This window comes from Fictibacillus arsenicus (assembly GCF_001642935.1).
GTDB classification, from domain to species: Bacteria; Bacillota; Bacilli; order Bacillales; family Fictibacillaceae; genus Fictibacillus; species Fictibacillus arsenicus_B.
Window position 1 is genome coordinate 827,644 of record NZ_CP016761.1, and the last position, 13,489, is coordinate 841,132.

The following is a 13,489-nucleotide window of genomic DNA, read 5'->3' on the forward strand; positions in this document are numbered from 1 at the left end:
ATAGGTCTGTATTATTTTCGATAACTAAATAGATTAAAATTTTTCTTGTCCAATAGTCACGGAATTACGAATATCGTCTCAGACAAAGGATTTATTTTCCAATTAATAGGTAAAAAAGCGACATATTATTACATTAATTTACAGAAGTTATGCTTTATCCTTTAAATAGCAACAAAGAATTACTAGTTTTTATCTAAAAAAGCAGGAGGTGTGACAGGGATTTACTTTTACTGGTTTGATCTGTACGACAAAAAAGAATAGGGAGGGAAAAGCAACATGGGTAAAAAACGAAAAAAAGTACGATGGCTATCCGTATTTTTAGCTTTTTTAATGGTTGTTCCATTGATGTTCCCGTCTCAAGCTAATGCCGTATCGAAAGACAAACCTTCTACTTCGGCAAAAAAAGCAGCATTGGAAGGTACTAAAAGTAAGGTCTCCAAAAAACTAAATGAACAATTCAGCAAAAAGGATAAGGTCACTTTCCTTATCAAATTTAAAGATCAGGTGGATACAGCCGAAGTAGCTAAAAAAGCTGCTAAAGAGGCTAAAGCCCAAAAGTTAACTTCGAATCAATCAAAATTAATGAAGCGTTCCACAGTAGTATCCTCTCTTCGCGCAAAAGCGCTTGAAACTCAACAACACACAAAAAACTACTTAGAAAAGCAGCAAAAAGCTGGAAAAGCTGCTGATATCCAATCTTTTTATGTCGTTAACGGTATGGCAGTAACGGCTACAAAAGAAGTTATGGAAGAAATCGCAGCATTCCCTGAAGTTGAAAAAGTCCTTCCGAATGAAACAAGACAGCTTATTCAGCCCGTAAGTTCAGTTAAGCTTCCAGAAAAACCACAACAAAAAGCAGGTTTACAGGTTGAACCGAAAAATGAAACATCATCCATAGAATGGAATATCGAACGTGTAGGAGCTCCTGCCGTTTGGAATATGGGAATAGACGGTGCTGGTACTGTAGTAGCATCCATTGATACAGGTGTACAGTGGAATCACCCAGCCCTGAAAGAGAAGTATCGCGGATTCGATCCGGCAAACCCTGATGCTGCAAACCATGAATACAACTGGTTTGATGCAGTTGGCGGACAAGCTGCTGCATATGATGATCTGGGCCATGGTACACACGTTACAGGTACAATGGTAGGTTCTGAAGCGAACGGAGCTAACCAAATCGGTGTTGCGCCAGGTGCAAAATGGATTGCTGTAAAAGCTTTCTCTGCAAATGGCGGTACAGATGTTGATTTGCTTGAAGCAGGTGAGTGGATCCTTGCTCCGAAAGATGCCGCTGGAAATCCTCACCCAGAAAAAGCGCCAGACGTTGTTAACAACTCATGGGGCGGCGGACCTGGACTTGATGAGTGGTACCGCGAAATGGTTGCAGCATGGCGTGCAGCTGAAATCTTCCCTGAATTTTCAGCTGGTAACACAACCATCTTTAACCCAGGCGGTCCTGGATCTGTAGCAACACCTGCAAACTATCCTGAATCGTTTGCAACAGGTGCTACAGACATCAATGACAGTTTAGCAAGTTTCTCACTTCAAGGTCCTTCGCCTTATGATGAAACAAAGCCTGAAATCTCAGCTCCTGGGGTGAATATTCGTTCTTCTGTTCCAGGAAGTGCCTATGAAGGCGGCTGGAATGGTACTTCAATGGCAGGACCGCACGTATCAGCAGTTGCTGCATTGTTAAGACAAGCTGATGCGAGTTTAACCGTAGAAGAAATGGAAGAGATTTTATTATCAACAGCAACACCGCTAACGGATGCAACATTCCCTGAATCTCCTAACAATGGCTATGGACATGGGCTTGTAAATGCATTTACAGCTGTTTCTTCTGTAGTAACAGGTTTAGGAAGAATCGAAGGGACAGTTACGAAAGAAGGAGAGGACACAGAAGCTCCTTCAATTACACACGAAGCACCAAGCGAGTCTTACAAAGAAATGCCTTTAACTCTTGAGGCACAAGCTTCAGATAATATCAGTGTTACTTCTGTTCAATTAAGCTACCAAAATACCGATGGAAGCTGGACAGAAACAGCTGCTGAACGTACAGGCGGAGACTATAAGTCTGGTACGTATACGGCAACTATTCCTGGTTCAGCATTAACCGGTGACCAAATCGTTTATAAGTGGATTATAAATGATTTTGGCGGAAATGAAGTTTCAACAGATAACTATACGGTAGCTCTTCTAGCAGGTATTTCAGTTGGCTACGAGGAAGATTTTGAAGGTAGCCCTACTGGATGGACTTCTTATGGAACGAACAACAGCTGGGAGCATGGTACACCAACAAGCGGACCAGGTGCAGCACATTCTGGTGAAAAGGTGTATGCGACGAATCTAGAAGGAAACTATGAAAATAGTGCTAACATGACACTCGTAATGCCTCCAGTTGATCTGCCAGAAGGCAACAGCTATCTGCAGTTTAAACAGTGGCACGATTTAGAACGCAACTACGATTATGGACATGTGTTCGTTTCTACGGATATGGAAAACTGGACACAAAAACTGCGTGTTAACTCTACTTCCGGCGGATGGATCGATGGAGAAGTAGACTTAAGCGAGTATGCTGGGCAACGCGTTTATGTGGCGTTCAATGTAACAACAGACGGTTCAGTTTTAAAAGCTGGCTGGTATTTAGACGATGTGAAATTGGTGGATCAGCCATTAGCACCTGCGCAAAAAGCAAAATTAGGCAAAGGTTCTGTTGATAAGGCTCCTTCATTAGAAGCGAAGGCAAAGGTAGACCCAGCGAAAATTTTACCAGTGAAACCGGTTGAAGAAAAAGAAACATCAAAAGACGGTGAAGCTGCACCAATGGCACTTCCGATGCGTGCACAAGTGAGTGTACTCGAGTCTGGAAGATCTGTTTACACAAATCCTCAAGATGGAACTTACGGGTTGACGCATGCTGCAGGAACATTCACTGTTCAGGCTGAAGCATATGGATTCCGTTCCGCAACACAAACTGTAAATGTTGAAGCAGATGGTACAGCCACTGCAAACTTTACATTAGAAGAAATTCCTAGAGGTACTGTTTCAGGTACAGTAACAAACGAAGTAACAGGAGAACCAGTTGCTGGAGCTACTGTAATGCTTATGGAAGATGCAGCAGTTGCACCAGTAGAAACAAATGCAGATGGTTCTTATGAAATTGAAGCTTATGAAGGAGAGTATACGCTTAAAGTCGTTGCGCCTTCATACTACAGCGAAGAAGCATCTGTTACGATCACAGGCGGAGAATCTGCTGAACAGAACTTCGAATTAAAACCTTTCATCGGTTATCCTGGCGAGATCGGATATGATGATGGAACCGCTGAAAACGCACGTGCATTCTATGATGCAGGCAATGGATGGGCAGTGAAAATGTCCCTTGCTGAAGGAAATGATAAAGCAGCAGTAACGGGCGGATTGTTCCGATTCTGGGATACCGAGTGGCCAGTACCAGGCGGAACTGACTTCCAAGTGGCTGTTTACGATGCAAGCGGTCCAGACGGTACTCCTGGTAAGAAACTAGCAGGTCCTTTTGATGCCACTGCGCTTCGAAACGGCGAATGGACACATGTGGACTTAAGTGAGCATGGCATCATGGTAGAAGGAGATTTCTACATGGTGTATATCCAGAGTCACCCGAATCCGAATACACCAGGTCTTGGAACAGATGAAGACGGTGAATGGTCAGGTAGAAGCTATCAGCTGGTTGGCGGTGCATGGTCACAGTCTCCTGAAGATGAAGGGAACTATATGATCCGTGCAACGGTTAACTACGAGGTAACGGCTCCTGTTATTACTTCACCGGCAGATGGTTCGTTTACAAATGTAGAAAACGTAACCGTATCTGGTACAGCTGCTCCAACAACAACCGTTGAGATTTATAACGACGGAGAAGAAGTAGCGAGTGTAGCAACGACAGATGAAGGAACGTTCTCTGCAGATATCACACTTGAGGATGGTGCGAATAGACTTACAGCGAAAGCCGTTACAGAGCAAGGTTCAACGGATGAATCGGCTCCAGTAACAATAACGCTTGATCAGACAAAACCGAGAGTGAGCATCACTTCACCAGAAAACAATATGAAAACAAATCGTGAATCTGTAACAGTTACAGGTACAGTTGATGAAGCTAACCTTGACTGGGTAAAAGTAAATGGTCAAAGAGCTCAAGTTGACGAAGAAGGCAACTATAGCCACCGTATGCTCCTAAATGAAGGAGAAAATGTGATTAAGGTTGTGGCTCTTGATAAAGCTGGAAATCGTCATGCTAAGACTGTAAAAGTGTATGCGAAGTTTGAAGCACCAGTCATTGAGAACTTAATGCCAGATACAGACAAAGAGCTGAAGAGCGGAGAGTCTGTAAAAATTGAGTTTGACAGTGAACCTGGACTGGATGCAGTATTCGTGATCCACATGCCGCTGACAAATGCAGGAGGAGTGGCTAACGCTACTGAGCTTCCAATGCGTGAAACTTCAGAAGGACATTATGAAGGATACTACACAGCAACTTCTAATGTAAAAGCGCCGGGAGCCGTAATTGAAGTTATCGCTTCTGACGACTACGGTAACGAGACACACGAAAGAGCAGCAGGTAAGCTGTATATCAATGAGAAGAAAAAGTAATAGTATTAGTAAAAAATAATCTTTGCCGGTTCCTTCTTTTGAGGAGGGGACCGGTTTTTTGCGTTTATTAGTACCTGGTCATATAATTTGTTCATAATTCGACAAATATAAGTGGATGCTAAATACATAATCTGTGTTAAGATAGTTAAGATGTGAAATAAAGGAGACTGATTTAATGAGCGAACATTCGAAGTACGACATTCGTGAATGGAAGAAAAAATTAGCACCATTTGAACGGCCGCGTATATCAGCAAGCGTATGGCAGTTAATTAATTCAGTTGGGCCATTCCTGATCTTATGGGTTTTAGCTTATCTGAGTTTAAATATATCGTTTTGGTTGACACTTCTTTGTGCAGTTCCAGCTGCAGGCTTCTTAGTCCGCACATTTATCATTTTTCATGATTGCACACACTATTCATTTTTTAAGAGCCGACGAGCTAATCAAATCGTTGGTATCTTCACAGGGCTATTTACTTTCTGTTCATATGAACAATGGAAAAACAGCCATGCAACTCATCACGCTACAAACGGAAACTTGGAAAAGCGCGGCGTTGGTGATGTCTGGACGATGACTTTGCAGGAATATGCAGAAGCTTCATGGTTTAAAAGATTACAATACAGAACATATCGCAACCCGATCGTTCTTTTCTTGATCGGCCCATTATATATCTTTTTAATCGATTACCGTTTTAATGCGAAAAATGCTTCAAAAAAGGAAAAAATGCATGTATGGCTGACAAACGTTGCATTAGTGGCAATCGTTTTATCAGTAGGCTTTGCGATTGGATGGAAAGCATTCCTGCTAGTTGAACTGCCAATCTTTTATATTGCTACATTTTCTGGCGTTTGGCTGTTTTATGTACAGCATCAGTTTGAAGATGGGTATTTCGAGCATAACGAAAAGTGGAACTATGTAGAAGCTGCATTAAAGGGAAGTTCGTTCTACAAGCTTCCTAAAGTACTGCAATGGTTCACAGGAAACATCGGATTCCACCATGTGCACCACTTGAATTCCCGAGTTCCTAACTACCACCTTGAAAAAGCGCATAAGAGTGATCCAAGGCTTCAGGATGTTCCAACACTTACGCTTTTAACAAGCTTAAAGTCATTGACGTTTAAGCTGTGGGATGAACAGTCTAAGAAATTTATCGGTAACAGAGACATCCGTAACTTTATCCGGAAAAATAAAACAGCGTAAGTTGAAAGAGTCATCGGCAATTTTTTTTTTGGTAGCCGAGGGCTCTTTTTTTTTTGTTCCAACTGCTTACATCTGTACATATATTGGATATATGCCTACTCACTATAAGGAGGAGGGTGAAGATGAAGTTAAATGTACAATATATTCCTGTGAGTAAAATTAGACCTAATCATACCGGTAAAATAACAGAGCACATAAAAAAACTTAGAAATATAATGTGGGATTGTATGCACATTTTAGTTGTGAAAAAAGAAAAGGATGGTAATTACACAATTATCAGTGGTAACGAACGTTATGCATATATTCAAAAACATACTAAAAATAAGTTTGCTCCGTGCATTATAGATGAAAATAAATTGTGCACAGAGCTAAGATATTGGATTTACCGAGTTTTCATTGTACACTTACAAGAAAAAGAAAGTAAGGATATTTTCGATAAAATAAGTCCGAATAGTGTTTCAATCATCCGCTATTTTTTAAAAGAAGAACCTCGTTTTAGAAGTTTGTCTCGTTTGGAGAAAACAAAAGTACTCATTTTAGCTTTACGGTACAAAAAAACAGTAATTACTTCAATGAAATTAAAAGTGGATGAATGCTTTAAAAAAACTATACAATAGATAAAAACAGATGATATAATTTTACTGTTAGGAAAATATAGGGAATAAAGGAGGGGACTGTTGTGACAAAAAAACAATTTCAGAACAAACCAATTACGATGTGTGTGTTACACAGCCTGCCTCTTTAAAATAGAATTGTAATTTTCGATAAATGCTAGAGACCATCGTATTAAATGAAGGTCTCTTTTTTATATAAAAACATCCATCATTACCTTCCTAACATTGGTTTGTTCAGATTCAGTTTATATAAAGGGAGATTAGATGGATGAAAAGAAATAAAAATGACGGAAAAATGATTTCAAAAATTGAAGTACCTGTTCATAATGATTTCGAGGGGAAAATTACAATATTCAGGATTGAATATTTGGTAGACGAGTTAAAAGTAGTTGGTTTTATTATTAGACCAAAATCTGATACCAAGCTGCCTGTTCTCATCTATAATCGTGGAGGAAATTGTGAATATGGAAAACTTGATGATGAGCGGTTATATCGGTTGAGCAAATATGCTTTAGAAGGGTATGTTGTTTTAGCATCTCAATATAGAGGGAACGATGGTGGTGAGGGCAAGGATGCTTTTGGGGGTGATGATGTCCGGGACGTATTCGCACTCTCATGGCTGGGGGATGAGCTTCCATATGCAGACAAAGATAATAAAGTTATGATTGGACATTCCCGTGGCGGAATGATGACTTACCTTAGTATTAAGAAAGGAATTGATATAAAAGCTGCTGCAGTGATAGGAGCCCCGACAAATTTACTGCGCAGGCCATTAGCATTTCCTATGGAAAGTGTCTTAGCTGAGCTCGTTGGTGATTTTACAGAAAAGAGAAGTGAATACTGTGACCGATCTGCATTACTTTGGCCTGATAAAATTAAAACGCCTATTCTAATTCAGCATGGAGATGCAGATTTACGCGTGAATTATGAGGACGCTGAAGAACTTGTAGAATTACTTAGGAAAAATAATTCAGAGCATAAGTTCATTCTTTACAAAGATGGAGATCATGCACTGAATAATTATGGAAAAGACCGAGACAGAGAAATTTTTGATTGGTTTTCATTATATATAAACGATTAAAATAGAGCATAAAAACGTGCACTCAATATTCTTGAGTGCACGTTTTAGTTCATATCCCATAAATCACTAACTTTTATGGTTGGATCGACTCTTTTAACAGCGGATAATATTTTTCGTATGGTTATCATTCTTGGACTTTTTCTAGGATTCGATGCTAATTCTTCTATTGTTTTTCTTTCTAAACCTGAAGTTCGTGTTAACCAGTCAGTATCTCTATTATGCCGTTCGAGCCAAATGCCAAGCTTACTGCGTTTCTGCTCCACTCTATTCATTTCGATGATACCCCCCAAGTCATTTGCTTTTTCTCTATACTATTTGTTACCCGCTTGTAAAAAAGATAAAACCTTTTTATACATTTTTCTACATCTTTTGGACTAAAATGGGAACTGCTTGGAGTATATTAGGTAAAGCTTTTATAGTAAAAAAATCCTAAAACCAATGGAAGAAACCCTTTTTATTTGAAGCAGGAAATCGTTTAAAGATAAAGAAAAAGCTTTATTAGAAGGCTTTTGGAATGTTGCTATACAAAAGTACATGATAAGCCGTTAATTATTCTTGTGGAAAAATTTGTGGGTACAAATGGTGTATTAAAGAAGAATTTTCTTTTCTTTTTGAAAGATCTTCACTTATAGTGATAACAAAGGTGGTGTCATAAATGGAGGATGTCAGAAGCTTATTTCATGTTCTGAACAGAAGATATAATCGTCTAGAGAAAGATTGCTGCCGTATTGAGGGGGCAGGCATTTCACTTGTACATAATCATATACTTTATGAAATTGATAAGCATAACGCACCTTCCATGCAGCAGATTGCAGATTTGCTTGGGATTGATATTACAACTTTCAGCCGGCAGATCCAAACTCTTATAAAAATGGGACTTGTGATTAAAAGTGCAAATCCGTCAGATAAACGATTTTATTTTTTATCTTTAACGGAAAAAGGGAAGCGGACTGCAGATGAGATTAACGCCTTGGTTATTTCAAACTTAGAAGATATTTTTTCGCAGATGAATGAATTTGAACGGGATACTGTCATTCATTCACTAAAGATTTTAACTAGGTCTATGGGGCAATTAGGGAGCAGCAAGGTATTCCGATAGCAAATTCATTTTCAAAACTTCTGAAAACCAATGTTGGGTTTTCTTTTTTTTGACTCTACTCTAAAAAAATTCATTTCTTCATTGACAAGTTGAATGGAGTGGAAGGTGCGAGACTCCTCGAAAATAAAAATCAATTTTCTTCGTGCGATGTAACGCTCTCGAAGCCTTCCTTGTCCTGCGGGACAAGCCGGACAGGTGAGACACTGTAGGTGCAATGCGCCAAGGAGGATCGCCGCACGCCCCGCGGAAAGCGAGCATCCTGTAACGGAAATCAACTACTTCCAAAAGCAACAAAGTTTGCGAAAACAGCTTTTTTTCAACAAAAAGAGCACCTGAATATATCAGATACTCTGTTAAATGATTTATAAGTAAAAATTGCAAAGCTGGCTATAAATTATATCTAATTTCGTTCTTTCCTGACTGAAAGAAGAAAGTGAACGAGCAGCTGCTGTAATTGCGGATCTTGGATGTTTTTCTTGGTGAAATGACGTCTTACCAGATTTCGAATAATCACTTCACTCATTTTCCTTTTCCCCCTCTCTTTGTTTTCTCCATAATTCTCGCCTAATCGATAAAAATCCTCCAAAATGTCGAAACAATAGTACTCGTTCCCTAGATAAATAAACGAAAAGCAAATAGCAGGACAATGGATGGAGAAATGCTTTGGCTATTTTATAGAAGTAAATATTCAGAATATATTGACTAGTGCGAACGCTTTCAATTATGATTTAGATGTAAGACCAGGTCATAAGGAGGGGGTTTTCAAAGATGAATTCCATTTGGTTAGCCATTATTGGAATGGTAATGTTTGCGTTCGGGTACAAGTATTACTCTAAGTTTGTAGCTGAAAAAATCTATAAGCTGGACCCGAATTATGTAACACCGGCACACAAGTACAACGATGGGGTGGACTTTGTTCCAACAAACAAATTTGTACTATGGGGGCACCACTTTTCATCAGTAGCAGGGGCATCGCCAATTGTAGGTCCTGCAATTGCCTTGTATTGGGGCTGGCTGCCAGCATTTTTATGGGTATTACTTGGTACTGTGTTTGCTGCAGGTATCCATGATTTCGGTACTCTTGTACTATCGGCAAGACACAAAGGCCAGTCGGTAGGATCGATTACGAGCACGATCATTGGTAAACGTGCAAAGATTATGTTCTTATTCATTATTCTTATCTTGATGTTAATGGTTAACGCTGTATTTGCTTGGGTAATTTCAAATCTTTTTATTAAGTTCCCGGCAAGTGTACTGCCAATCTTTATCGAGATTCCACTGGCGGTTTGGATTGGGTATGCAGTTTATAAAAATAAGAAAGAGATGCTTGTACCATCCATCATCGCATTAGTTATTATGTATGGAACTGCCATTCTTTCAAGCAAAGTTCCTTTTTTACAAATCGATCTAGTATAATATTTTGGCGGTGAAGGAGCCGCAGGAGTATTTGGCCTTGGAGCAGTAGGGTCGTCATTTTTAGTCTGGATCGTTATTTTAATGGTGTATTGCTACATTTCATCCGTTCTTCCGGTGTGGAAGCTTCTGCAGCCTCGTGATTACATCAACTCCCACCAATTAGTTGTAGGTTTATTAATGCTTTACTTAGGACTCGTTTTCCTTCAGCCTAAAATTACAGCACCAGCTGTGAACGCTGCTGCAGGAGATGTTCCTTGGTTCCCATTATTATTTATCACAATTGCCTGCGGTGCGATCTCAGGATTCCACGGTCTCGTATCTTCAGGAACAACGTCTAAACAGCTTGATAAAGAAACAGATGCACGTTTTGTCGGTTATGCAGGTGCTGTTGGGGAAGGAACGCTAGCATTGATCGCAATCATTGCTGTTTCAACCGTTTTTGCTACTCAAGGTGACTTTTTAGCAACGTACAACAGTTTTGCTGCTGCAAGTTCAGGCGGTCTTGGAGCCTTCATTCAAGGGGCAGCACAACTCGCTACAGGACTATGGATTCCGGCAGATATCGCTGCTACGATCGTTGCGGTTATCATCGTAAGTTTTGCTGCAACATCACTTGATACATCTTTCCGTTTAATGCGTTATATCATTTCAGAGCTTGGCGTTGAATACAACATGCCATCATTAGAGAAGAAACACGTTGCAACATCCATTGCAGCTGTGTCTTCAACAGCTCTTGTTATTCTTCCGCAGGGGCCGAACGGTTTTGGATCAGGTGGATACCTGCTATGGCCATTATTCGGAACGAGCAACCAGCTTTTAGCAGGAATAAGCTTGCTTCTTATCACGATCTGGCTGAAACGCCTTGGCCGAAACTACATGGTGACTCTAATCCCTATGCTGTTCGTGTTTTTTATGACATTATGGGCGATGATTCAACAAGTCGTCTTCACATGGTCTGGTATGGGAGATAACGATGCGAACATGCTTCTGTTTATCTTCGGAAGCTTGATTCTAGGCTTTACGCTCTGGATCATTTTAGAAGCGTTATCTACATTTAGGAAAAAGACGGTTGAACCATTATCTACGGATATGTAAAAAAAGAGTAGAGGCTATTTGATAGTCTCTACTTTCTTTTCAAGGAGGAGGCGGCAGGCATCATGTCTTTAGTAGAAAAATTAAAAGCTGCGGTAGATTTGTATGATCAAATTCTAAAGCAGCCGCACCGTGCAGAGATTGCAAGAGAGTTAAGAGACGATGAGGATCTGTTCATGCTTTTATGCGTATCAGAAATGCTCGGAATCCCAAATCCAGCCTATTATTATACACTTGAACTATATCCGCTGCTTCTCGATAAATTTCACGACTGGCATGTAAGAATGGGCATGGATAAATCACCTTTAGAAGGAATTCGCTGCTGTTAGGAGAGATGAAAATGAAGGTATATTTTATTGGGGGAAAAGGCGGAGTTGGTAAAAGTACAACGGCTTCTGCATTTGCTGTAATGTGTGCAAGAGAAGGAAAACGGACATTGCTCGTTTCAACTGACCCGGCACATAATACAGGAGACCTTTTTCAAGTAAAAAAGGTAAAGGGAACAACACAGGTAGCACCAAATCTGGATCTGATCGAAATTGACTCAGACCAAGAGGCCATAACGTACATGGCACAGGTGAAGCAAAACATAAAAGGGCTGGTTAAGGTTACGATGCTTGAAGAGGTTCACCGCCAGCTTGATCTAGCAGGTAAATCACCCGGTGCTGCAGAAGCGGCTGTATTTGATAAGATGACCTCGATTCTGCTGGAGGACAGCAAGGACTATGATGCAGTTGTGTTCGATACGGCACCGACAGGACATACTTTAAGGCTGCTGCTTTTACCGGAATTCATGGGAGTATGGATGGACGGTCTTCTAGAAAAAAGGAAGAAGGTACAGGACAACTACACACAGCTTCTGTACGACGGTGAAACGAGAGAAGACCCAATCTATGATGTGCTCCAAGCCAGAAGGCAGAAGTTTAGTAAGGTAAGAGAATTAATCATTAATAAAGAAAAAGTAACCTATATGATGGTGCTGAACCCTGAACGGCTTCCGATCTTAGAGACGGCTAGTGCCGTGAATACCTTAAAAGAACATGGAATCTCAGTAAGCAAGATCATCGTGAATAAGGTGATACCGGAAGACGTAGAAGGGTCGTTTATGCGTAACCGTAAAGAAGCAGAGAGGCCGTATCTAGAGGAAATTAAACAGATGTTTAAGGATACGGACAAAGTGTATGTGCCGATGTTTGACCATGACATCGCCACAAGAGATGGATTGGAAGAGTACAGCCGGTTTCTTGAAACGGTTAAATTGCAGAATGTATAAGTGAAACCAGCGTTCGGATTTAGAGTCCAACGCTGGTTCTTTTTTGTTGTTCTTTTGAGGAGGACATTAATTGGATGTTATTGGAAAATTATGTGATGAAGTATCATTTTTATGTGATGAAGCCGGTTTTTTATGTGATTTGTTGTGATATATATGTGATTGAACTGTTTTTTTATGTGATTGTAACGCTCGAATTAGAAATTGTATTTTTAGGAGGGATTACTTTTTCCTGGCTAAAAATAAGGCTACAGCGTGCTTTTTTGTAATGGTTTCCCCGTGTTTCAGAATTGCTTCTTCAATTCCTCTAAATAACGTATCTTTTTGCACTTGAGGAAGCACCTGATGTCCTGAATGTGTGTTTAATAGTTCGATATAGTCTCGTGGTTTGTAGATATGATCCCATTTGTACGTTTGAACTTGTAATTGATGAAAGTGACCGGAGTGCAGAGTGAGATCGCTTCTTTCGTGAATGAATTCTTCTAAAGAAGGTATGCTGCTGTCATCCAAATGCGGTGCATGCTCTTGGTAGACACTTCTTATAGATTGATAGACAGGTTCATCTGAAGCAATGTGAGCGAACCAAAAAAATGCGGAAACCCCGTCTTTTTTTAAGAGAGAAGCTGTTTTGGGATATCCGGTCTCAGCTGAAATGAAGTGAAAAGCTGTACCAGAGAAGGCAAGGGTATACTGATCAGCTGAATTCCAGTCCTCAAAAGCTGAATGAACGATTTTAACGTTCGGATATGCTGAAAACTTGTCTTGTGTGAGCTTTGCGAGGTTCTCTCCATATTCGATACATGTAATGTTCGTGAAGTCTTGTTCAATAAAACCTTCCGTTGCTTTTCCAGTTCCGCAGCCGATTTCAAGAAGTTGATCATCTGGCTGTAAATTAGCGTAATGGATAATATCTTTATAAAGTTGATCAGGGTAATTGGGACGATATTTTTCATAGGATGACGCAAAAAAATTAAACGATCGTTTAAGAGCATTCATATTTAATCAGCACCTTCTGAGAGTTTTAAGGAAAATGATACCAAATTTAAGGCTGATTGAATAGGGTGAATTGTGTCTAAATTGTAGGGGGTCTGACCCG

At 40.1% G+C, this 13,489-nt stretch carries 10 protein-coding genes and 1 pseudogene; 8 read left to right on the top strand and 3 right to left on the bottom strand.

All coding sequences use genetic code 11. The annotated features are described in order from the left end of the window. Nucleotides 1–276 precede the first annotated feature (276 nt). From ABE41_RS04435 to ABE41_RS04450, 4 genes are all read left to right on the top strand, one after another. Nucleotides 277–4,623: a S8 family peptidase gene (locus tag ABE41_RS04435; protein ID WP_066286890.1), complete on the top strand. Its 4,347-nt coding sequence runs from the start codon at nucleotides 277–279 to the stop codon at nucleotides 4,621–4,623. A gap of 175 nt (nucleotides 4,624–4,798) precedes the next feature. Next, nucleotides 4,799–5,821, top strand: a complete 1,023-nt coding sequence (locus ABE41_RS04440; RefSeq protein ID WP_066286892.1) for a Delta(5) desaturase DesA — start codon at nucleotides 4,799–4,801, stop codon at nucleotides 5,819–5,821. A gap of 122 nt (nucleotides 5,822–5,943) precedes the next feature. Next, nucleotides 5,944–6,438: a ParB N-terminal domain-containing protein gene (locus tag ABE41_RS04445; RefSeq protein WP_066286893.1), complete on the top strand. Its 495-nt coding sequence runs from the start codon at nucleotides 5,944–5,946 to the stop codon at nucleotides 6,436–6,438. Between the two features lie 265 nt (nucleotides 6,439–6,703). Further along, complete coding sequence (locus tag ABE41_RS04450) at nucleotides 6,704–7,516, top strand: alpha/beta hydrolase family protein (RefSeq protein ID WP_066286895.1); 813 nt, start codon at nucleotides 6,704–6,706, stop codon at nucleotides 7,514–7,516. A gap of 44 nt (nucleotides 7,517–7,560) precedes the next feature. On the opposite strand, the gene ABE41_RS04455 is transcribed toward ABE41_RS04450, so the two are convergent. Then, nucleotides 7,561–7,788, bottom strand: coding sequence for a hypothetical protein (locus ABE41_RS04455; protein ID WP_066286900.1), 228 nt, complete (start codon nucleotides 7,786–7,788; stop codon nucleotides 7,561–7,563). A gap of 383 nt (nucleotides 7,789–8,171) precedes the next feature. Here ABE41_RS04455 and ABE41_RS04460 point away from each other — a divergent pair, with 383 nt between their 5' ends. Then, complete coding sequence (locus tag ABE41_RS04460; RefSeq protein ID WP_066286902.1) at nucleotides 8,172–8,615, top strand: MarR family winged helix-turn-helix transcriptional regulator; 444 nt, start codon at nucleotides 8,172–8,174, stop codon at nucleotides 8,613–8,615. A gap of 400 nt (nucleotides 8,616–9,015) precedes the next feature. Here the strand turns inward: ABE41_RS04460 and ABE41_RS21435 are convergent, their stop codons facing one another. After that, nucleotides 9,016–9,138, bottom strand: coding sequence for a hypothetical protein (locus ABE41_RS21435; protein ID WP_264191238.1), 123 nt, complete (start codon nucleotides 9,136–9,138; stop codon nucleotides 9,016–9,018). A gap of 245 nt (nucleotides 9,139–9,383) precedes the next feature. Here ABE41_RS21435 and ABE41_RS04465 point away from each other — a divergent pair. From ABE41_RS04465 to ABE41_RS04475, 3 genes and pseudogenes are all read left to right on the top strand, one after another. Then, nucleotides 9,384–11,126, top strand: a pseudogene (locus ABE41_RS04465) (carbon starvation CstA family protein). Nucleotides 11,127–11,188: 62 nt separating this feature from the next. After that, nucleotides 11,189–11,452, top strand: a complete 264-nt coding sequence (locus tag ABE41_RS04470; RefSeq protein ID WP_066286904.1) for a cory-CC-star protein — start codon at nucleotides 11,189–11,191, stop codon at nucleotides 11,450–11,452. An 11-nt stretch (nucleotides 11,453–11,463) separates the two neighbouring features. After that, nucleotides 11,464–12,396 carry an ArsA family ATPase gene (locus ABE41_RS04475; protein ID WP_367642140.1) on the top strand — a complete coding sequence of 311 codons (933 nt, stop codon included), beginning with the start codon at nucleotides 11,464–11,466 and terminating at the stop codon, nucleotides 12,394–12,396. A gap of 219 nt (nucleotides 12,397–12,615) precedes the next feature. Here ABE41_RS04475 and ABE41_RS04485 read toward each other — a convergent pair whose 3' ends face one another. Then, a complete protein-coding gene (locus ABE41_RS04485) occupies nucleotides 12,616–13,389 on the bottom strand; it encodes an rRNA adenine N-6-methyltransferase family protein (RefSeq protein WP_066286911.1) in 774 nt (257 codons plus the stop codon). Nucleotides 13,390–13,489 lie beyond the last annotated feature (100 nt).